Here is a 21,001-nt window from a genome sequence, read left to right as displayed (position 1 = left end):
GAACGCGCTACTCGGCCGCGGCACGGATGCCCGGCATGTCTGGAAAGGTGCAGATGACGGTCGTGCCCTTGTCCTTGCCGGTTTCGATGCGAACGCTGCCGCCATGCAGCTCGACGAAGCTCTTGACGATCGACAGGCCGAGGCCGGCGCCGCGCCGGCGGCCGCCATTGGCGCGCGGCTCGAAACGGCGGAACACCGAATCGAGCACATCGGGCGGCATACCGGGACCGTCGTCATGGACCGAGAATTCCACCCCGTCCGCCAGATGGCGGCAAGTGAGCCGGATGGTGCTGGCTTCCGGGGCGTAATTGGCGGCGTTGCTGAGCAGATTGTAGAGGATCTGGCGGACGCGGACCTCATCGCCGTGAAACGTCTTCGGCGCCGAGGCTGCTTCAACCTCGAGCCTGATCGAATGCTCTTCCAGCCGGTCGGCCACCAGTTCGGCCGCAGCGGCGATGGTGCGATCGACCTGCACCTCGGAAATATCGAGCTGCATGATGCCGGCGTCCACCGTCGCCAGGTCGAGTATGTCGTTGACGATGGTGAGCAGGACCGCGGAGGAGGAGCTGACATGCTCGACATATTCCCGCTGCTTCTGCGTCAGCGGACCGGTCGTGGGCTGTGACAGGAGTTCGGTGAAGCCGATGATGTTGGTCAGCGGCGAGCGCAGTTCATAGGAAACGTGCTGGACGAATTCGTTCTTGAGCTGGTCGGATTTTTGCAGCGCCTCGTTCTTGTCCTTCAGCGCCCGCTCGACATGGACGCTGTCGGTGACGTCGACGAAGGTCATCATCACCTGCCCGTTGGGCAGCGGGATCATGGCGTAACTCAACACGTTGCCGTTGTTGAGCTCGGTCTGTCCGTGGCGGTCGCGGCGCTCGTCGTCGAAGCCGGTGACGGCGGCAACAAAGCCGGGCCAGGGGCTGTCCGCCGCCTGCCGGTCGCAAAGGTCGCGGATGGTGGAAACATGGACGCTGGGCTTGGCCGCTTCGCCGCTCAATCCCCAGAGCGTGGCAAAGGCAGGATTCGACAGCCGGAGCCTGCCGTCGGGTCCGAACACCGCTACGCCTTCGGCAAGATTGTCGAGCGTCTCGCCCTGGACCCGCACCGCTGTCTGGTAGCGGCTCTCGAGGTCCATCTTCTCGGTCAGGTTCTCGAACACCCAGGTGACGCCGCCCTTGGGCTGCGGATTGGCGACGACGCGGATGGTCTTGCCATCCGGCAGATGCCACCAATGTTCCTGGGATTCCACAGCGCGATAGGCGCCGAGCAGGCCTTCCTTCCAGCGGCGCCATTCAGGCTGTTCGGCGATCTTGCCTTCGCTGCGCAGCCGGTCGAGCAGCAAGGCATTGTCTGGAGCGCTGTGCAGGAAGCCTGCCTCCAGGCCCCAAAGCTTCTGGAAGGCCTGGTTGAAGAACCGCAGCTTCTCGTCGGTGTCGAAAATGGCGACCGCCGTGTTGAGCTGGTCGAGCGTGTCGGCGTGGCTTCGCACCGTCCGTTCGTATTCGCCGCGAACGGCTTCGATGGCACTGGTGTCGCAGGCAAGGCCGGCCGAGCCATCGCTGCCGGCGAAATCGGTGACCGCGAACACACGGCGGTCGCCTTCGATCACGGTGGACAGCGACTGCTCGAAAACCGGATGCGTCCTGTGCTGGGCGGCAATCGCATCGCGCGCCTGGCCGCCGAGGAACTCTTTCTTCTCCCGAACCGCGGCTTCGGCATTTTCGGCTTCGACGGCATCGGCATAGGCGCGGTTGACCCACTTCAGCCCGCCATCCTCGCCGCGGAGCCACGCCGGCATGTTCAGCGCGTCGAGCAGGCCGATCATCGTGTCGTGGTCGGCGGCCAGCCGCTGGTTCTCGATCTTCAGTCTGGCCTGGCTGCGCTGCGTCTCCGAGAGCGAGAGGAAACGCACGAGCACATGCGCGGCACTCTTGCGGCCATGCACTTCGAGCGGCGCACCGGCCTGCGATTCGATGACCAGGTCGAAGGGTTTGGCCTTTTCGCGCAATCCCGCGACGGCATGTTCGAGTGCCGCCGCCGAACGCGGCATCAGCCAGCGGCCGAAAGCAAGAAAAGCGGCCCTATCCTCGGGAGCGCCGCTTTCGACGGGCAATGTGCCGATGAGCTCGGGCTTCTTGTTTTCCGCAGCCCAGACGACGACGCGCTGGTCGCGCAGATTGAGCAGCGCCTCGGAACGGCGGAGCGCCGCGTTGATGTCGGCGAGGCGGCTCCTGAGTTCGACATTCTCCGCCGAGGTGCGGGCTCTTTCGCGGATGAGAACGATGGCCGATATCAGTGCGGCACCCGTCACGCCGACGAACACTGCAAGCTGCATGACATCAATGGCACTCACCGACAGTCCGGCGACGCTGGCAACAGCGGTCTCGGCATGCGCGGCGGCGCCGGCCAAGGGCCCCGCGAGCGCGGAGGTGGCAAGGAATGTCGACGCGCGGGCGCGCCAGGACAGGCTCCCCCCTTCCAGGGCGGAGCCAGCAATCCCCGAATCGTCATGGCCGCCGGAAACGGCCCGTCCCGCTCTGTGCGGGTGTTGCCCCGGCATGTCTTGGTCCTCTCCGCCGCCTGAATGCAAGACCGCCCTGATGCGTGCCTCTCTTGACCCTCTCGGGCTGGAAGCATCGCCGAATCACCTGACAATAACCCCTCGCCGAATCGGCGTGAAGGCTGATGGCGCGCAAAAATAAGGCCGGGCGAAAAGTCAATCGCCCGGCCTCAATATCTGGTAGTAATTTTAGCTTTGGTTAATAGCGGTAGTGTTCCGGCTTGAACGGACCCTGCGGCGTGACGCCGATATAGGCGGCCTGTTCACCCGACAGTTCGGTCAGGCGGGCGCCGAGCTTGTCGAGATGCAGGCGGGCGACCTTTTCGTCGAGATGCTTGGGCAGGACATAGACCTGGTTCTCGTACTGGCCGGGCTTGGTGTAGAGCTCGATCTGCGCCAGCACCTGGTTGGTGAAGGATGCCGACATGACGAAGCTCGGGTGGCCGGTGGCGTTGCCGAGATTGAGCAGCCGTCCTTCCGACAAAAGGATCATCCGCTTGCCGTCCGCGAAGGTGATCATATCGACCTGCGGCTTGACGTTGGTCCATTTCAAATTGCGCAGCGCGGCGACCTGGATCTCATTGTCGAAGTGGCCGATGTTGCCGACGATGACCATGTCCTTCATCGAGCGCATATGGTCGAGGGTGACGACATCCTTGTTGCCGGTGGTGGTGATGACGATGTCGGCGGTGGGGGCTGCATCTTCCAGCGTGACGACTTCAAAACCGTCCATCGCAGCCTGCAGGGCGCAGATCGGATCGACCTCGGTGACCTTGACGCGGGCACCGGCGCCCTTGAGCGAGGCCGACGAGCCCTTGCCGACGTCGCCATAACCGCACACGACAGCGACCTTGCCGGCCATCATCGTGTCGGTGCCGCGGCGGATGCCGTCGACCAGCGATTCCTTGCAGCCATACTTGTTGTCGAACTTCGACTTGGTGACCGAGTCGTTGACGTTGATTGCGGGGAAGGGCAGCAGGCCCTTCTTCTGCAGCTGGTAGAGGCGGTTGACGCCGGTGGTCGTCTCTTCGGTGACGCCGCGGATCGCCGCCTTCTGCTTGGTGAAGAAGCCGGGCGAAGCCTTCAGGCGCTTCTTGACCTGGGCGTAGAAATATTCCTCTTCCTCGCTCTGCGGGTTGGACAGCACGTCCTCGCCGGCCTCGGCGCGGGCGCCGATCAGGATGTACATGGTGGCGTCGCCGCCATCATCGAGGATCATGTTGGAGAGGCCGCCATCGGCCCACTGGAAGATCTTGTCGGTGTAGTCCCAATACTCCTCCAGCGACTCGCCCTTGACGGCAAACACCGGGATGCCGGCCTCGGCGATGGCCGCGGCCGCATGGTCCTGGGTCGAGAAGATGTTGCAGGAGGCCCAGCGGATATCGGCGCCAAGCGCCTTCAGCGTCTCGATCAGCACCGCCGTCTGGATGGTCATGTGCAGCGAGCCGGTGATGCGCGCACCCTTGAGCGGCTGCTTGGGGCCGAATTCCTCACGGCAGGCCATCAGGCCCGGCATTTCGGTTTCGGCGATCTCGAGTTCCTTGCGGCCCCAGCCGGCAAGCGAGATGTCGGCGACCACATAGTCCTTGCTACCCGTCATGGCAGTACTCCGATGCGAATGTTGTGCTTGCGAATTTGTTGCGGACACGCCCGCGCCGGTCGGCGCGTCCAAGGGCGCGAATTGCCGGCCTGACTAGCAGATCGGAGCAAGGACGACAATGGGATATAAAGAAATCTTTATCCCTGCATGTCTCTCGGACGCATATCGCGCTCTACCAGATCAGCATTCCTCGCCGAAGCGGGACGCCACCAGTTGCTCCAGGGCGTCGATGACCTGCTGGGCCTCCGGCCCGCTGGCGGTGACGCGGATCGAATAGCCGGGGCTTGCCGCCAGCATCATCAGGCCCATGATCGAGGTGCCGCCAACCTTGACGCCATCCTTCTCGACATGCACCGAGGCATCGAAGCCGCTGGCCAGCTGGACGAACTTCGCCGAAGCGCGCGCATGAAGGCCGCGCTGGTTGATGATGGGAAAATCCCGGACTATCTGATCTTTTTCCGGGGACAGCGCGGTCATTTGCTGCTCAGGAGCTGGCTGGCAACATTGATGTATTTGCGACCGGCGGCCTGGGCCTCATCAAGGGCGGCCGCCATGTTGTCGCCCTTGCGGATCGAGGAGAGCTTGATCAGCATCGGCAGATTCATGCCGGCGATCACCTCGGTGCGGCCGGACTCCATCACCGAGATGGCAAGATTGGAGGGCGTGCCGCCGAACATGTCGGTCAGCACGATGACGCCCGCCCCGGTGTCGACACGGGCAACCGCGTCGACAATGTCGCGCCGACGCTGCTCCATATCGTCGTCGGCACCGATCGCCACGGTTTCGAAATTGTCTTGTGGCCCGACGACATGTTCGACGGCATGTCGGAACTCGGTGGCCAGTTGACCGTGCGTTACAAGCACGAGTCCGATCATTCTTTGGTGGCTCCCGTCATCGCCGCTTCACAGGCGCATTTTATGCTCGCCAGCCAATCCAGGCGGCGGGAGCGCTATCTTGTCGACGCGCGGCCCGTTGACAAGCCCAAAATTGCGCAGGCGCATGCCATTTTGACGCATTGCAGCAAAAAACCCGGAGCGGATCATAGAAAAGGCGCGATCGACAGCCGCGCCATCACGACCGGTAAGGCCGCCGGGATATTGCGTTCGACCACATCGACCTGTGGCACCAGACAACCCACGATGCTGCTAGCGGCATCCTCCTGGAAGCGCGGCGCTTCATCGGCCGGCACCAGGTGGACATGCAGGTCGACGAGGCCTGCCGGCTCGAATGGCAGAGGCCGGGGGCCGAGCCCAGGCACCTCGACGAGGCCTTCTATGGCGGCGGGAGCGCGGCACAGAAGCCGCCCGGCATGCGCCTCGACAAAGAGCTGATCGTCACCGACGAGCCGCGCGAACGATCCGCGCTGGCGACAATGATCTATGAGCGCCAGCGCCAGCGCCGTCTTGCCCGAGCCGGAGGCTCCGGTGATGAGAATGCCGCGCTCGCCGATCAAAACCATTGTCGCGTGAATGTTTTCAGGCTGCACGGCTGGACCAGGCATGGTTGGAATTCATGCTCTCAGCCTTCGGCCGGCAACGTCACCACAAAACGCGCGCCCTTGATCTCGCCGGGTTTGGTGCCGGGGATGTTCTCGGCGGTGAGCGTGCCGCCATGGGCCTCGACGATCTGCCTGGATATCGACAGGCCAAGGCCCGAATTCTGGCCGAACGCCTCGCCGGCCGGCCGGTCCGTGTAGAAGCGTTCGAAGATGCGGTCGATGTTGTCGGCGCGGATGCCGGGGCCATTGTCGTCGACGGTGACGATGTTGAACTTGCCGGCACGCGCCAGCGACAGGCTGATGTGGCCATGATCCTCGGGAACGAAGGAACGGGCGTTCTCGATCAAATTGGTGATGACCTGGCCGATGCGCAGATCATGGCCGACGACGACATAGCCTTTGACGCCCTGCGGCAGTTTGGCGGCCTTGAACTCGATCTCGACCGCCTTCTTGTTGCGCGTCGCTTCGCGCGAAACGGCGACCAGATCGGTGATGAATTTCTTCAAATCGACCGTTCCCGCATCTTCACGCGCGAGTTCCGCGTCCAGGCGCGATGCGTCGGAAATATCGGTGATGAGCCGGTCCAGCCGCCTGACATCGTGCTGGATGATATCCATCAGCCGGCCGCGCGAATCGTCGTTCTTGGCCAGCGGCAAGGTCTCCACCGCGCTGCGCAGCGACGTCAGCGGGTTTTTCAGCTCGTGCGAGACATCGGCCGCGAAGCTTTCGATCGCCTCGATCCGGGCGTAGAGCGCGTTGGTCATGTCGCGTATGGCGATCGACAGATTGCCGATCTCGTCCTGGCGGTCGGAAAAGTCGGGGATCTCCTCACGGCTCTTGACGCCGCGCCGCACTCGCACCGCCGCCGCCGACAGCCGGCGCAGCGGATTGGCGATGGTCGAGGCGAGCAGCATCGACAGGATGGCGGTGACAAGGGCCGCGATGCCGAAGACGCGCAGGATCGCCTTGCGCTCGGCGGCGACGATCTTGTCGATGTCGCCGCCTTCGGTCGACAGCATCAGCACGCCCAGGACGGCACGAAAGCGCTGGATCGGCACCGCCACCGAAACGATCTGCTCGCCCTGCTCGCTGACGCGCACGATGGTCGAAGGGCTGCCGGTGAGCGCCTTGACCACTTCCGGGAAAGCGGCGCCATTGCCGCCCGGCTGCTCGTGATAGACCGGCAGCTCGGTGTTGCGGAAGAAGTCGAAGACGAATTTCTGGATGCGCTCGACCAGATCGGGCTCTTCTTCCTCGACCGGCGGCAGGTCGTAGCGCAGGATCTGGCCACGCGAATAGAGGTGGCGCGAATCGAGCAGCAGATTGGCGTCGCGGTCATAGATGCGGGCGCGGGTCCTGGTCGGCGAGATCAGCCTTCGCAGCACCGGGGCGACACGCTCCGGGTTGATGGGGAAATCGAGATTGTCGAGCTGGTCGGAGCCCGGCCCCAGGCTTTCGCCGGCCTGCAGTTCAAGCAGCTTTTCCGGGTCGATGCTGATCGAATCCGTCTCGACCGTCGCCGAAGCGGCAATGGCGCCGGCGATGATCTCGCCCTGGGTCATCAGGCTTTCGACGCGGGCGTCGATCAGCCCGTCGCGGAAGGTGTTGAGATAGAGGATGCCGGTCACCAGCACGGCGAGGCCGGCAAGGTTGAGGAACAGGATACGCCGCGTCAGGCTGGAAAAGATGTGATGGCCAAGGAAGCGGCGCATCGGCACCGTGATCTTCGAGACGAAGGACGGCATGATCCGCGACGGCCGCCTGGAGGCGCCCGCCGGTCTTGTTCGCTGTGCTTCCACTGCCATCGAATAGCAGGCCCTGCTACTTATGCTTCGCGGAACCGGTATCCGACTCCGTAAAGGGTTTCGATCATCTCGAAGTCGTCGTCGACGGCCTTGAACTTCTTGCGCAGCCGCTTGATGTGGCTGTCGATGGTGCGGTCGTCGACATAGACCTGTTCATCATAAGCCGAATCCATCAGCGCATCACGGCTTTTTACGACACCGGGACGCTGCGCCAGCGAATGCAGGATCAGGAACTCGGTGACGGTGAGCGTCACCGGCTCGCCCTTCCAGGTGCAGGTGTGGCGCTCCTGGTCCATGACGAGCTGGCCGCGCTCGAGAGAGCGGGCCTGCTGGCTGGGTGTCTTGGCGGCGGCCTCGCGGGCACTGGCGCGGCGCAGCACGGCGCGCACGCGCTCGACCAGCAGGCGCTGTGAGAAGGGTTTGCGGATGAAATCGTCGGCACCCATCTTGAGGCCGAACAATTCGTCGATCTCGTCGTCCTTGGAGGTCAGGAAGATCACCGGCAGGTCGGACTTCTGGCGCATCCGGCGCAGCAGTTCCATGCCGTCCATGCGCGGCATCTTGATGTCGAGGATGGCAAGGTTCGGCGGGCGTGCCGCCAGGCCTTCCAGCGCCGACGCACCATCCGTGTATGTCTCGACGCGATACCCCTCGGATTCCAGGGCGATCGACACCGATGTCAGAATGTTGCGGTCGTCATCGACAAGCGCGATTGTTGCCATTTCAAGCGGCTCCCTCATGAGCTGTCCCTTCTGTCGTAGAGAAGGGGCTTTTGCAGGACAAATTAGGTACAAAATGTGGCATAGGCCTTGTCCGCTGTCACGCGCGGCATGCCGGCGGCCACAATCCTACCTCGACATGGATTGGACGAACGTACATCGCCAATCCTTTGGGCAACCGCGAAACTTTTTGCACATATAAACGATTTAAACAACTTTCAAAATATTTAAATCGATTAATGATTTGATATCATTTGGCTTTTCTGGTTCTGACCATCTCAGCCCGCGTAGTGGGCGTGCCGGGAAGGTGCCGGCAAAGATGCGGCAAATCCAAGAGGGACACTCGATGTCGGAAGTCGGCAAACGCAATTCCGCCTGCGCGATCGATCATATCGGCCTGAAAACCACCGGCGTGGTGCGCTATAATTTCGGTGCGGCTGCCCTTTATGAGGACTCGATCCGGCGCGGCGAAGCCCGCTTGACGGCACATGGCGCGCTGGTCGCCGAAACAGGCCAGCACACCGGCCGCTCGCCCAAGGACAAGTTTGTCGTCCGCAACAGTGACACCGAACCGCACGTCTGGTGGGACAACAACAAGGCAATTTCACAAGCCCAGTTCGACACGCTGCTCGCCGATTTCCAGGCGCATGCCGCGGACAAGGATCTATACGTCCAGGACCTGATCGGCGGCGCCGATGCGGAGCTGAAGCTGCCGACCAGGGTGGTCACCGAATTTGCCTGGCACTCGCTGTTCATCCGCAATCTGCTCATTCGTCCCGATGCCGCCGAGCTCGAGCATTTCGTGCCTGATATGACGATCATCTACCTGCCGTCCTTCCGCGCCGATCCCGCCCGCCACGGCAGCCGCACCGAAACGGTGATCGCCGTGGATCTCACGCGCAAGGTCGTGCTGATCGGCGGCACCTCCTATGCCGGCGAGATGAAGAAGTCGGTGTTCACCATGCTCAACTATCTGCTGCCGGCGAAAGGCGTGATGCCGATGCATTGCTCGGCCAACGAGGGTACGTCCGGCGACGCCGCCATCTTCTTCGGCCTGTCGGGCACCGGCAAGACGACACTCTCGGCCGATCCCTCGCGCACGCTGATCGGCGACGACGAGCATGGCTGGGGACCCCACGGCATCTTCAATTTCGAAGGCGGCTGCTACGCCAAGACGATCAAGCTGTCGGCGGAAGCCGAGCCGGAAATCTTCGCCACCACGCAGCGCTTCGGCACGGTGCTGGAAAATGTCGTGCTCGACGCTGATGGCGTGCCGGATTTCAACGACGGAAGGCTGACCGAAAACACACGCTGCGCCTACCCGCTGGATTTCATCCCCAACGCCAGCAAGACCGGCCGCGCCAACCATCCGAAGAACATCATCATGCTGACCGCCGATGCGTTCGGCGTGATGCCGCCGATCGCGCGGCTGACCCCGGCGCAGGCGATGTATCATTTCCTCTCCGGCTACACCGCCAAGGTGGCCGGAACCGAAAAGGGCGTGACCGAGCCCGAAGCGACGTTTTCGACCTGTTTCGGCGCCCCGTTCATGCCGCGCCATCCATCGGAATACGGCAATCTGCTGCGCGAGCTGATTGCCCACCACGGCGCCGATTGCTGGCTGGTCAACACCGGCTGGACCGGCGGCGCCTACGGCACCGGCAAGCGCATGCCGATCAAGGCGACGCGGGCCTTGCTTGCCGCCGCACTCGACGGCTCGCTCAAGACGGCCGAGTTCCGCACCGACCCTCATTTCGGTTTCGAGGTGCCGGTGGCGGTTCGAGGCGTCGACAGCGCCATTCTCGACCCGCGCTCCACCTGGGCCGACAAGGCCGGCTATGACCGGCAGGCGGCAAGGCTGGTCGGCATGTTCGCCGTCAATTTCGAGAAATTCGAAAGCCATGTCGATGCCGTGGTGCTGGGTGCGGCGCCGCGCATGCAGGAAGCGGCGGAGTAATCGCGCTACGGGGTTCAGCTTCGTTGAAAGGCCCGGTTCGATCGGGCCTTTTCTTTTTCGATCCGCCGCGCCATGACTGCGGCATGGCGAGCGACGACAATATCTTCATATCAGGCGATGCGGTGATCCATCCGGGCGACCTGCACGAGGATTTCATCCGCTCGTCCGGTCCCGGCGGCCAGAACGTCAACAAGGTGGCGACGGCGGTGCAACTGCGCTTCGACGCCGCCAACGCAGCGGGTCTGTCGGAGCGCGTGCGCGAGCGGACGATCAAGCTTGCCGGCCAGCGTGCCACCAAGGACGGCGTCATCGTCATCGAAGCGGGCCGCTTCCGCACCCAGGAACAGAACCGGGCGGACGCCCGGGCACGGCTGACGGCATTGGTCGCCAAGGCCGCCGAGCCGCCACCGCCGCCGCGCAAGAAGACGCGGCCGTCGAAAGGTGCCGTGGAACGGCGGCTGAAGAGCAAGGCCGGGCGCGGCACGATCAAGAAGCTGCGCGGCCGGGTGGAGAACGATTAAGCACCACACCAATCACGCGCACAAAACGACTTCCCAAGCACGCTCACTCAAAGGAAATATTGCGCCCTGGCGGAAATTCTCCCGGATCGGGCAGAGCGTCCGTAGACGCGGCGCGTCCACGTCTGATTGCATTGCATTCATGAAAGTTGGCTTGCCGGTGGGGATCATGAACGCCTCCATGCAGGGCCATTGCAAATAGCAAGACCGTATGCGGAACGCCGGACGCCGCCGGGAATATTCCATAGCTTGGCTCTCGGCCCTGCGAGCAGCGGGAGTGCCGCAGCATCGGTCAAACAAGACCGGGGATCGGCCTCGTCTTGCCGCTCATATGGGCGCCCAGTGTCAATGCTCGCGGGAAATTCCGAACAGCCGCCGCCATCAAGGCGGGACCGGCGGGGCTGAGGGCTATTCGGGCGAGGACTGCAGCTGCGTGAACCCGCGTCGAAAACAATTCTCTCCAGGCCGCTTGATAGCGTCTGCCGGCCAGTTCGCGCCCGGCTCGGCCGCGTGGCGCGCGCGCGAGTTCCTCGGCCAGCAGCCAACCGGACTGAAGCGCCATTGAAATGCCTTCGGCGATGATCGGATGCGACTCGCCTGCGGCGTTGCCGACGCGGAAGATATCCCGCTCGTAACAGGAGCGGATGCCAGGCTGGATTGGACCTGCGGCAAGCCACGGACCATCGAGGTGGACTCCATCCAGAGCATCGCTCACGCCTCGGCAAGAAGCCATGAGATGGCGAAACACCGCTTCAGCAGCCGACACTTGGCCATCCTGTTTGGGGCCATCCCATCCGGAGCTACGGTTCCTGCGCAGTCGGGCGAGCATGTCGCGCCTTATGCAGCACGAGATCGACAGCCGGCCATGATCGGCCAGGACCATGCCGCCGTAGCCGCCGGAAAACGCCAGCAACGGCATCAGATCAGGCGCGAGTGACGACCCGGTGAAATGCGCCTTGAAGCCAAGCAAGTCCGACGGGTGGCTGGTCTTTTGGAGTTGGCTTGGCAGCGGTCCCGGTTCCCAGGAACCGTGCGCTCCAACAATTACCGGCGCCCGCAAGGTCGTCGTCTCGTCGCCCGAATTCTCGTCCCTCGCCTGAATGCGCACCCTTTGCATGTCCTCGTCCCGCTCGATGGCGACCGCCCGGCAAGGCTGGAATATCTCGGCGCCCGCCGATCGCGCCGCCTGCAAGAGCAGAGCGTCGAGAACGTCCCGGCCCAGCGCCCGGCCGAAGCCGTCGTTTGCAGCGAGCCCATATTTTGCACCCGGCATAGGCGCCTCGACGCAGGTCTCGCTGGAAAAGAAACCGACGCGGCGGACTTCGGGGCCGGCGTTGGCGCGCCAAGCATCGCCGATGTCCAGACGGTCGAGCAGAGCGATGTTACTCGCCGAGATGTACTCGCCGCAGACTTTGCGGCGGGGGAATGCACTCTTTTCCACAATGGCCACGGCCCATCCGCGCAGGGCCAGCGCCAGCGCGACGGAGGAACCTGCGGGGCCTGCGCCTATGATGATGGCATCGTAGGTCGACAATCGCGTCATGGGTCACTACCGGCATTGGTACTGGCGCCGACGAATACGTGCGAAAAGGGACCAACGCGCCGCTCTCTCAATGACTTGCCATTCGCTGCAAGCCAGAGAGCAGATAGCTCCCTGCCGCGAAAGCCGGCGCGCACGCTCTGGGCCGCGTCATGTCGGGTGACGTCGTTGGCGCCGATCGCCAGGAGAAGCCGGGCTGCGGCGAGCGCCGACATTGCCCTCTGCGGTTCGATCGCCAGGAGCAGCGGGGCCTTCGGCGCCAGCAGCAAAAACAGACGCACCAGCTCTGCGTCGTCGAAATGATGCAGGAAAAGATTCACAGTGATAGCGTCGAAGCCCCTGCCGTCAGTTCTTTCCATCCAGTCGAAGACGTCGGCGGTGATACCTTCGACAGCCCATCCCAGCCTGTCGAACTCGGCCGAAAGTTCAGTGGTGACGAGGCCGACGCGATCGAGGAGCGTCAGTTCGACCTCAGGCCAATGCCTGGCGATGCGCCGCGCCACTGCGAGCATGGAGGTACCGTCGCCAGCGCCGATCTCCAGAATGCGACGTGGTGGCGTTGGCACGAATTTCCGCAACAATGACGCCATGATCGGCGCCTGAAACATCAACGCATTAATACGTCGAAGGTCATGGCGCGACGCGCGCGCCCGCGGATCGTCGGCTGCAAGCCCGTCAAGGATTTCCGGGACAAGGCTGCGGTGGCTGAGCGAATTCATGACACGGTTCGAAAAAGCATGGTTTCGGCCGTCAATCCGGGTCCGAACGACATGCCGCAGCCAAGCAGTCCGGACGGCGCCCTCAGCATCTCTTCCATCACAAACATGACCGTCGCCGACGACATGTTGCCGTATCGGCGCAGCACATCGCGCGATGGAGTGAGCGCGGTGGGCGCGAGGTTCAGCGCCCTTTCGACGGCGTCAAGAATCGAACGTCCGCCGGGGTGTATGGCCCAGAGATCGATCGCTTCGGTTGGCCGGTTGCCGAGGATGGCGCCCTGGTTGGTCCGCACAATTTCATGAACCGTCGCCGGCACCTGACCGGAAAGAACCATATCGAAGCCGTGGTCGCGAATGTCCCACCTCATCAGGTCCCGCCGCTCGTAGGCGACGGTGCAATGAAAGCTGTCGAGTTCGATGCCGGGCGGCTCGGCGGTGACAAGTGCTGCCGCGCAGCCGTCGCCCCAGAGGCAGAAGGACAGCAGTTTTTCCAGCTCGGCGGTTTCCCTGAGATGCAACGTGCAGAGTTCGATATTGACCAGCAGGACCCTCGATTGCGGGTCGGAGCGAACGATGTGACGGGCCAGCTTGAGGGCGTTGACCGCGGCATAGCAACCCATGAACCCGATCATCGTGCGCTCGACCCTGTCCGACAGACCGCAGCGCTGAATCAGGTCCAAGTCGATACCTGGCGCGGAAAACCCTGTGCAGGTGGTGACGATGAGATGGGTGATGCGTGATGCTTCGTCGCCAAGCTGCAATCCGTCGACGCCTTTTTGTGCCAGCACAGGCGCGGCTTCGCAAAACATCGCCATTCTCGCGGCCGTTCCGGGGAATGCACCACGGACAAAGGTTCCGGCACGATCTACATAGGCCCCCTCGGGGTCGAGGGCGGGCGCAAAGCAGGAATAACGGCTTTCGATGCCGGCAAGGCCGGCCATGCGTTCAAAAATCCTCCGGTGATCGGCAGCAAGCATGGAAGCCGCGAATTGCAGATAGAATTGATGAACCTCATGTTCCGGAACCACTGTCGCGATCCGGTTGATATAGGCGTTGGCAGACATTTCCGGTCTCCCTGGGCGTCGTGCGGCGTCGCGCTGCCGCCAAAGGGTCTTTGCTCAATAGGCACCAATGTTGGTCGCCGGGCTTTGAGCGTTGCCTGTTCCATAAACGTTTCAGAAAACGAGTTTCGTCCCGGACGGGGCGGCCGCCTGCCGGCCCGGCTGACATTGCAGCAGCATTTTCTGCTCAGGGCTGATGTCAATGGGTGGCGCAGCTCATCCCAGCGTACCACCAAGGACGGTATCATCGTCATCGAAGCGGGCCGCTTCCGCACCCAGGAACAGAACCGGGCGGATGCGCGGGCACGGCTGACGGCATTGGTCGCCAAGGCCGCCGAGCCGCCACCGCCGCCGCGCAAGAAGACGGGGCCGTCGAAAGGTGCCGTGGAACGGCGGCTGAAGAGCAAGGCCGGGCGCGGCACGATCAAGAAGCTGCGCGGCCGGGTGGAGAACGATTGAGCACCGCGAAGCTGCAACGCGCGGGTGGCTTCCAATTCTGGGTTGCAGATGGCAAGCTGCGATCACCCACCACAGCAATGGAGACCAACGATGGGCATGTTCGATTTCGTCAAGAGTGTCGGCAAGAAACTGGGCATCGGCGGTGACGACGAAGCCGCACCCACGGCCGACACACTCAAGAAGGAGCTCGATTCGCACAAGCTCGGCACCGATGGCGTCGAGGTCGTCGTCAACGGCGATACGGCGGTGCTGAAGGGTGTGGTCAAGGACCAGTCGATTTTCGAGAAGGCGGTCATCGCCGTCGGCAACACGCTCGGCGTCTCCAAGGTGCAGGCGGACGAATTACAGGTCGCGCCAGCACCTGGCACCGCCGCCGCCCCGGCCAAGGAGCCCACCTTTTACACCGTGAAGAAGGGCGACAATCTCTGGAAGATCGCCGAGAAAAGCTACGGCAAGGGCCAAGGCGTCAAGAACACGGTCATATTCGAGGCCAACAAGCCGATGCTGACCCATCCCGACAAGATCTATCCGGGCCAGGTGCTGCGCATCCCCGACCTCGCCTGATCGGCGACTGCCAATTCGACAAGAGCGGCGGCTTTCGGGTCGCCGTTTTCATTTGATCGTGACATTTTACGGTTCCGAACCATCCAAGATGGCGATCGAATCCGTGCTCGTTCTGCCCAAAGGCGTCCGCCACATGCCGGCCTACCTGTCACGCACCGTGCAGGAAGAACTGGTCGACGAGGTGAGACGGATCGTGCAGCAGGCGCCGCTGTTCGTGCCGGCCATGCCGCGCACCGGCAAGGAGATGAGCGTGCGCATGACCAATTGCGGGCCGCTGGGCTGGGTCACCGACAAGGAGCACGGCTATCGTTACCAGCCGGCGCATCCGCTAACCGGGGCGCCTTGGCCGCCAATTCCGGATGCGCTGCTCGACCTGTGGCGCGAGGTCTCGGGCTATCCGCATCCGCCGGAAGCGTGCCTGATCAATTTCTACACGGCGGATGCGAAGATGGGCCTGCATCAGGACCGCGACGAGACCGATTTTTCGGCGCCGGTCGTCTCCGTCTCGCTCGGCGACGACTGCCTGTTCCGGGTTGGCCAGACCACGCGTGATGGCGCCACCAAGTCGTTCAGGCTGCAAAGCGGTGATGTCGTGGTGCTCGGCGGCGAGGGGCGGCTGTGCTTTCACGGCGTCGATCGGATCTATCCCTCGACCTCGGCGCTGCTGAAAAACGGTGGGCGGATCAATCTGACATTGCGACGGGTGACGAAGCCGGCCGTCACAGCTTCCTGAGCGCCACTTCCTCGATCAGGTGGTCGGCCCCCTTGCGCAGGATCAAGTCGGCGCGGGCCCGCGTCGGCAGGATGTTCTCGCGCAGATTCTTCAAATTGATGTTGGTCCACAGGCCTTCGGCGATGGCGCGCGCCGAACCCTCCGACAGCTGCGAGTAGCGGTGAAAGAAGGAGTCCGGATTGCGGAATGCGGTCTCACGCAGCCGCATGAAGCGGGAAATGTACCAGTTGTGGATCAGCTTCTCGTCGGCATCGATGTAGATGGCGAAGTCGAAGAAGTCCGACAGGAAAGGCACGATCTTGCCGTCCTGCGGCAGCTTGCCGGGCTGCAGGACATTGATGCCTTCGAAGATCAATATGTCGGGCCGGTCGATGGTGACGAACTCGCCGGGAATGACGTCATAGGTGAGGTGCGAATAGACCGGCGCGCGGACATCGGGCAGCGCCGACTTGATGCCCGACAGGAAGCGCAGCAGCGCGCCGACATCGTAACTGTCTGGAAAACCCTTGCGCTCCATCAGGTTCTCGCGGCGCAGGACCTCGTTGGGCAGCAGGAAGCCGTCGGTGGTGATGAGATCGACCTTGGGGCTCGACGGCCAGCGCGCCAAAAGCTCCTTCAGCACGCGTGCGGTGGTCGATTTGCCGACCGCGACGGAACCGGCGATGCCGATGATGAAGGGCGTCTTGACCACGTCGACCGCGTTGAAGAAGGCCTGGCGTTGCCGAAACAGCAGCTGGCTCGCTTCGACATGAGCCGACAACAGCCGCGACAGCGACAGATAGATGCGCGTGACCTCTTCGAGATCGACCGGATCGTTGAGCGACCGCAGGCGGCGGAATTCGTCCGCACTCAGCGTCAGCGGCGTGTCGGCGCGGAATTGCGACCATTGCTCGGCGGAGAAGAAGCGAAACGGGGAATACTTCTCGGTCGGCGCGAGCTGATCCATCGAGATACCTGCCCTTCCTCGCGGTCAGCCCTTGGGCCGTGACGCCTTCTCGGCGATGCCCGAACGCCGGGTGCGGCCTTCGAGCTCCTTGAGCACGTCGCTCAGCGAAACCCCCGAGAGGCCGAGAACGACGAGCCAATGATATATAAGATCGGCACTTTCCGAAACGAGGGCCTGTTTGTCGCCCTTGACGGCGGCAATCACCGTCTCGACTGCTTCCTCGCCGAGTTTCTGCGCCGCCTTGTCGATGCCGCGCGCGAACAGTTTTGCCGTCCACGATTCCCGGTCGCCGGAATGGGCGCGTTCCCTAATGGTTTCTTCAAGATCTGACAGCGAAAACTCAGCCATGGCGCCATCTATCTGCTTGTTTAGGCATGATCTTTTCCGAAAACCGGTTCCCACTTTTCGGGATCATGCTTTAGGGCCGATTATTCACAGAGTCCAGCCGCATCGGCAGCCCTGCGGCGGCCATATGCGCTTTGGCCTGCGCTATCGTGTAGGTACCGAAATGGAAGATGGACGCGGCCAGCACCGCACCGGCATGGCCGTCGCGAATGCCTTCGACCATGTGGTCGAGCGTGCCGACGCCGCCGGAAGCGATGACCGGCGCGCGCACGGCGTCTGATATCGCGCGGGTCAGCGCGATGTCGTAGCCGGCCTTGGTGCCGTCGCGATCCATCGAGGTCAGCAGGATCTCGCCGGCGCCGCGATCGACCATTTTCCGCGCGAACTCGACCGCGTCGATGCCGGTCTTTTCGCGCCCGCCATGGGTGAAGATCTCCCAGCGGTCGGCCTCACCGGTGGCGGACACTTTCTTGGCGTCGATGGCGACGACGATGCACTGGTTGCCGAACTTGTCGGCGGCCTCGGCAACGAAATCCGGGTTCTTCACCGCCGCCGTGTTGATCGACACCTTGTCGGCGCCGGCCAGCAGCAGCTTCCTGATGTCGGCGACCTGGCGCACGCCGCCGCCGACGGTCAGCGGCATGAAGCATTGTTCGGCGGTGCGTGCGATGACGTCGAAGATGGTTTCGCGATTGTCCGACGAAGCAGTGATGTCGAGGAAGCAAAGCTCGTCGGCGCCGGCCGCGTCATAGGCCTTGGCCGCCTCGACCGGATCGCCGGCGTCGACGAGATCGACGAAGTTGACGCCCTTGACGACACGGCCGTTCTTGACGTCGAGACAGGGGATGACACGGGCTTTCAGCATCAGCGGCCCTCTATCGTGGCGATGAGATCGTTCAGCAACTGGCCGACCAGCGGCGGAACATCGGCCTGCGCGTCGAAAGCCGGGTCGTAGGCGGAGACGGTGATGCCGACGACCGGCAGCGCAAGCGCCATGGCGCAAGTGGCGTCGCGCAACTGCTCCGGGCTCGGGCCGCCCGAAGTGATATAGCGGTTGGCCTGCAACTCCCGGGGATCATGCACGTCCATGTCGAGGTGCATGTGCACGCGTTTGGCGCCGGCGATCTTCAGTCTTTCGGTCGCCTGGGCCACCCCGGCGCATTCCGTCCGCACGATCGGCAGCGTCTCCAGCAGCCGCTTCTCGTCCGGATCGAGATCGCGCGCGTTGACGAGCACGCAACGCGACGGATCGATCGGCTTGAAGCCGGGAATGGCCGACGCCATCGGCCTCCAGCACAGGCCAAGCACCGTCGCCAGCGCCATGCCGTCGAGAAAGCCGTATGCCGATGTCTCGGGCGTGTTGAGGTCGCCATGCTGGTCGGCCCAGATGATCGCATCGGCGTCCTCGCCGGCGACCGCACCGGCTGATGTCAGGCAGTTTCCCGCAAGGACGATGGGAAACCGACCGGCGTCACGGGCAAGGCGAACCTCGGTCGCAACCGCGTTGCAGACAGCAAAGCCGGTGGCGATCTCGCGCTCCTGGATGTCTCCGACCCTGCCGATGTCTTCCACCGTAACGTCATGGCCGGCCATGGTCAGCGCGTCGACGAGCCCGCCTGATATCAGTGCGTCCGGGCCCTGGCCCATGCCGCCATGGTAATGACCGCTGTCGTAGGAGGCCAGGATGATGGAGATTTTCACGTCCGCGTCTCCGCCCTGCCCTGCAGGATCGCCAGGGCCTCGGCCGGATCGATGCGGCCGTCATAGAGCGCGCGCCCGGAGATCGCCCCTTCGAGCTTTTGCGCATCGGGCATGGTCATGCGCACGATGTCGGCGACCGAGGCGAGGCCGCCCGACGCGATGACCGGGATCGATACGGCATCGGCGAGATCGATGGTGGCGTCCCAGTTGATGCCGGTCAAAACGCCGTCGCGGTCGATATCGGTGTAGATGATGGCGGCGACTCCGGCGCCCTCGAATTTCCTCGCCAGTTCGACGACGCCGAGGCTCGACGCCTCGGCCCAGCCCTCGACGGCGACCTTGCCGCCCTTAGCGTCGATGCCGACGGCGACCTTGCCCGGAAACGCCTTGCAGGCCTGTCTGACCAGGTCCGGGTCACGCACCGCCACCGTGCCGAGGATGACACGGGCCAGCCCGCGATCGAGCCAGTCCTCGATCTGCGCCAGCGTGCGGATGCCGCCGCCGAGCTGCACAGGGTTCTTCGTCGCCTTGAGGATGGCGCCGACCGCCGCGCTGTTGACGCTCTGGCCCTGGAAGGCGCCGTTGAGGTCGACGACATGCAGCCATTCGAAGCCCTGTTGCTCGAAGGCCCGCGCCTGCGCTGCAGGATCATCGTTGTAGATGGTCGCGGTGGCCATGTCGCCGTGCTTCAGGCGCACGCACTGGCCGTCCTTGAGATCGATGGCGGGGAAAAGGATCATCCGTTCAGGCGCCTTCCACAATGGCGAAATGCGATGTCGAATAGAGACGTCGGAACTTCAGCGCCGCCTGGTATTCGGGCGAATGGAAGCAGGCGAGTGCGACCGCGTAGCTCTCGAACTCGATGATGACATGGCGATTGCCCGACGACCCTTCCGGGCTCGACGACTGACCGCCGCGGGTCAGGAATTTTGCGCCATATTTGTCGAAAGCCGCTTTGTTGGCGGCAATGTATAGCGGATAGTTTTCCGGATCGGTCACCTCGACCATCGCCATCCAGTAACCCTTCTTGCTCATCGGTTTCCCCTTTGCTTGAGCATGATCTCGGGACAAACGGGACCGTTTGTCCGAGAAAACCGGGGTCCACTTTTCGGGATCATGCTCTAGGGCCTCCAGCGCAGGAAATTGGTGATCAGGGCGAGGCCCAGCGCCTGGCTCTTTTCCGGGTGGAATTGCGTGCCGACGAGATTGTCGCGGGCGACGGCCGCCGTCACCGGCCCGCCATAATCGGCGACCGCCAGCACTTCGTCCGGCTTGCGCGCATCGAGGTGGTAGGAGTGCACGAAATAGGCGTGCAGCCCGTTGGTCCCGGTGGGAATGCCGGCAAACAGTGGATGCTGGCGTTTGAGTTCGATCGTGTTCCAGCCGATCTGCGGGATCTTCAGCGCCGGATCGGAAGGCATGATCTCCTTGACGTCGCCCGATATCCAGCCGAAGCCCTCGGTAATTGTCTTTTCAAGGCCGCGCTGCGACATCAGTTGCATGCCGACGCAGATGCCGAGGAAAGGCCGGCCCTTGACGATCGCGACATCCTCGACGGCTTCCCGCATGCCTTCGACGGCCTGCAGGCCGGCCGCGCAATCGGCATAGGCGCCGACGCCGGGCAGGACGATGCGATCGGCCGTGCGCACCCGCTCGGCATCGGCCGTCAGGTCGATCTGCGCCGCGATGCCGGCTTCGCGCGCGGCGCGCTCGAAAGCCTTGGTGGCCGAGCGCAGATTGCCCGAGCCGTAGTCGATGATCGCAACCCGCATATCAGCTTCTTCCCGGAATCATGTCAGTTTCTTCCCGGTATGTGGGTCAGCCCCAGCGCAATGCCCGGCTGCGCTGGCCGCGCGAAGGCAGCATCGGGGACCATGCGCGGCGCCGGCACAACCTCATCGGCAAGCGCTTCCGCCTCCAGCGCATAGCGTGTGTCGGCATCGTCGAGCCAACCGGCTTCGACCGCGCCCCACTCGTGCCAACCACGCCGGCGAAGTGCCGCGATGCGCAGGCCTTGCCCTTCCAGGCCGACATAGAGCGAAACCAGCAACGACAGCAGCGACCCGGCCACACCAAGGCCGAGCTTCTGGCCCAGCATCGAAAGCAGGCCCATGACGACGAAGGCAAGTGCTGCTTCGATCCACAGCCGATGCCAGGCGAACCATAGCGGCGGCACCAGGAGGCCCAGCCAGGTGAAGCCATCGCGGACAAAGGCCGTCGCATCAGCCTTTTCGCTGCGGCCTGGCGGTTCCATCACGACGTAGGTGGCCATG

General features: G+C 63.4%; 23 protein-coding genes. 5 read left to right on the top strand and 18 right to left on the bottom strand.

The features are described 5' to 3' along the window. Positions 1–7 precede the first annotated feature (7 nt). The 7 genes from LB519_RS00345 to LB519_RS00315 all read right to left on the bottom strand — a co-directional run bounded on the left by LB519_RS00345 (position 8) and on the right by LB519_RS00315 (position 8,188). Positions 8–2,563 (bottom strand): sensor histidine kinase, encoded by a 2,556-nt coding sequence (locus tag LB519_RS00345; RefSeq protein ID WP_013528331.1) that lies wholly within the window; start codon positions 2,561–2,563, stop codon positions 8–10. A gap of 199 nt (positions 2,564–2,762) precedes the next feature. After that, a complete protein-coding gene (ahcY, locus tag LB519_RS00340; protein ID WP_013528332.1) occupies positions 2,763–4,163 on the bottom strand; it encodes an adenosylhomocysteinase in 1,401 nt (466 codons plus the stop codon). Positions 4,164–4,343: 180 nt separating this feature from the next. Continuing rightward, on the bottom strand, positions 4,344–4,640 hold the full coding sequence (locus LB519_RS00335; RefSeq protein ID WP_013528333.1) for an HPr family phosphocarrier protein: 297 nt from the start codon (positions 4,638–4,640) through the stop codon (positions 4,344–4,346). Further along, the gene (locus LB519_RS00330) at positions 4,637–5,038 is read right to left on the bottom strand and encodes a PTS sugar transporter subunit IIA (RefSeq protein WP_010912939.1); all 402 of its coding nucleotides are present in this window, start codon (positions 5,036–5,038) and stop codon (positions 4,637–4,639) included. The genes LB519_RS00335 and LB519_RS00330 overlap by 4 nt, the downstream gene beginning before the upstream one ends. Positions 5,039–5,202: 164 nt before the next feature. After that, entirely contained in the window at positions 5,203–5,664 is a 462-nt protein-coding gene (locus tag LB519_RS00325; RefSeq protein WP_013528335.1) for an HPr kinase/phosphorylase, read from the bottom strand. A 17-nt stretch (positions 5,665–5,681) separates the two neighbouring features. Continuing rightward, positions 5,682–7,466: a sensor histidine kinase gene (locus LB519_RS00320; RefSeq protein ID WP_013528336.1), complete on the bottom strand. Its 1,785-nt coding sequence runs from the start codon at positions 7,464–7,466 to the stop codon at positions 5,682–5,684. Between the two features lie 20 nt (positions 7,467–7,486). Then, on the bottom strand, positions 7,487–8,188 hold the full coding sequence (locus LB519_RS00315) for a response regulator transcription factor (protein ID WP_013528337.1): 702 nt from the start codon (positions 8,186–8,188) through the stop codon (positions 7,487–7,489). Between the two features lie 343 nt (positions 8,189–8,531). Here LB519_RS00315 and LB519_RS00310 point away from each other — a divergent pair, with 343 nt between their 5' ends. Together LB519_RS00310 and arfB are read left to right on the top strand one after the other, a co-directional pair. Further along, on the top strand, positions 8,532–10,142 hold the full coding sequence (locus tag LB519_RS00310; protein ID WP_224618280.1) for a phosphoenolpyruvate carboxykinase: 1,611 nt from the start codon (positions 8,532–8,534) through the stop codon (positions 10,140–10,142). Positions 10,143–10,225: 83 nt separating this feature from the next. Next, positions 10,226–10,663, top strand: coding sequence for an alternative ribosome rescue aminoacyl-tRNA hydrolase ArfB (gene arfB, locus LB519_RS00305; RefSeq protein ID WP_027161031.1), 438 nt, complete (start codon positions 10,226–10,228; stop codon positions 10,661–10,663). Between the two features lie 289 nt (positions 10,664–10,952). Here arfB and LB519_RS00300 read toward each other — a convergent pair whose 3' ends face one another. From LB519_RS00300 to LB519_RS00290, 3 genes are read right to left on the bottom strand one after another with little or no spacing between them, the layout of a single operon-like run. Beyond that, positions 10,953–12,203: an NAD(P)/FAD-dependent oxidoreductase gene (locus LB519_RS00300; protein ID WP_224618278.1), complete on the bottom strand. Its 1,251-nt coding sequence runs from the start codon at positions 12,201–12,203 to the stop codon at positions 10,953–10,955. Then, entirely contained in the window at positions 12,200–12,919 is a 720-nt protein-coding gene (locus LB519_RS00295; RefSeq protein WP_224618276.1) for a methyltransferase domain-containing protein, read from the bottom strand. Before LB519_RS00295 ends, LB519_RS00300 begins: the two co-directional genes overlap by 4 nt. Continuing rightward, on the bottom strand, positions 12,916–13,983 hold the full coding sequence (locus LB519_RS00290; RefSeq protein WP_224618274.1) for a type III polyketide synthase: 1,068 nt from the start codon (positions 13,981–13,983) through the stop codon (positions 12,916–12,918). Before LB519_RS00290 ends, LB519_RS00295 begins: the two co-directional genes overlap by 4 nt. On the opposite strand from LB519_RS00290, the gene LB519_RS00285 reads away from it, so the two are divergent. The 3 genes from LB519_RS00285 to LB519_RS00275 all read left to right on the top strand — a co-directional run bounded on the left by LB519_RS00285 (position 13,924) and on the right by LB519_RS00275 (position 15,736). After that, the gene (locus LB519_RS00285) at positions 13,924–14,439 is read left to right on the top strand and encodes a hypothetical protein (protein ID WP_224618273.1); all 516 of its coding nucleotides are present in this window, start codon (positions 13,924–13,926) and stop codon (positions 14,437–14,439) included. The genes LB519_RS00290 and LB519_RS00285 overlap by 60 nt on opposite strands. 90 nt (positions 14,440–14,529) lie before the next feature. After that, a complete protein-coding gene (lysM, locus tag LB519_RS00280; RefSeq protein WP_013528340.1) occupies positions 14,530–15,003 on the top strand; it encodes a peptidoglycan-binding protein LysM in 474 nt (157 codons plus the stop codon). Positions 15,004–15,106: 103 nt separating this feature from the next. Further along, positions 15,107–15,736, top strand: coding sequence for an alpha-ketoglutarate-dependent dioxygenase AlkB family protein (locus LB519_RS00275; RefSeq protein ID WP_024501996.1), 630 nt, complete (start codon positions 15,107–15,109; stop codon positions 15,734–15,736). Here LB519_RS00275 and coaA read toward each other — a convergent pair. From coaA to LB519_RS00235, 8 genes are all read right to left on the bottom strand, one after another. After that, on the bottom strand, positions 15,723–16,682 hold the full coding sequence (coaA, locus tag LB519_RS00270) for a type I pantothenate kinase (protein WP_013528342.1): 960 nt from the start codon (positions 16,680–16,682) through the stop codon (positions 15,723–15,725). The two genes, LB519_RS00275 and coaA, sit on opposite strands and share 14 nt — an antisense overlap. Before the next feature lie 24 nt (positions 16,683–16,706). Beyond that, positions 16,707–17,030 (bottom strand): phosphoribosyl-ATP diphosphatase, encoded by a 324-nt coding sequence (locus LB519_RS00265; RefSeq protein ID WP_024501997.1) that lies wholly within the window; start codon positions 17,028–17,030, stop codon positions 16,707–16,709. Between the two features lie 70 nt (positions 17,031–17,100). Next, a complete protein-coding gene (gene hisF, locus LB519_RS00260; RefSeq protein ID WP_024501998.1) occupies positions 17,101–17,895 on the bottom strand; it encodes an imidazole glycerol phosphate synthase subunit HisF in 795 nt (264 codons plus the stop codon). Then, on the bottom strand, positions 17,892–18,728 hold the full coding sequence (locus LB519_RS00255; RefSeq protein WP_224618272.1) for an arginase family protein: 837 nt from the start codon (positions 18,726–18,728) through the stop codon (positions 17,892–17,894). The genes hisF and LB519_RS00255 overlap by 4 nt, the downstream gene beginning before the upstream one ends. Further along, positions 18,725–19,468, bottom strand: a complete 744-nt coding sequence (hisA, locus tag LB519_RS00250; RefSeq protein WP_224618271.1) for a 1-(5-phosphoribosyl)-5-[(5-phosphoribosylamino)methylideneamino]imidazole-4-carboxamide isomerase — start codon at positions 19,466–19,468, stop codon at positions 18,725–18,727. Before hisA ends, LB519_RS00255 begins: the two co-directional genes overlap by 4 nt. Positions 19,469–19,472: 4 nt before the next feature. Continuing rightward, positions 19,473–19,763: a DUF1330 domain-containing protein gene (locus LB519_RS00245; RefSeq protein ID WP_013528347.1), complete on the bottom strand. Its 291-nt coding sequence runs from the start codon at positions 19,761–19,763 to the stop codon at positions 19,473–19,475. 86 nt (positions 19,764–19,849) lie between these two features. Then, positions 19,850–20,500 (bottom strand): imidazole glycerol phosphate synthase subunit HisH, encoded by a 651-nt coding sequence (gene hisH, locus LB519_RS00240; RefSeq protein ID WP_024502000.1) that lies wholly within the window; start codon positions 20,498–20,500, stop codon positions 19,850–19,852. 23 nt (positions 20,501–20,523) lie between these two features. After that, entirely contained in the window at positions 20,524–21,000 is a 477-nt protein-coding gene (locus LB519_RS00235; RefSeq protein ID WP_224618270.1) for a DUF2628 domain-containing protein, read from the bottom strand. Between the last annotated feature and the right edge of the window lies 1 nt (position 21,001).

This window comes from Mesorhizobium sp. AD1-1 (genome assembly GCF_020164655.1).
Classification (GTDB): Bacteria; Pseudomonadota; Alphaproteobacteria; order Rhizobiales; family Rhizobiaceae; genus Mesorhizobium; species Mesorhizobium ciceri.
Note: the sequence above shows the minus strand (reverse complement) of the source record. Positions and strands in the feature narration are given on the sequence as shown.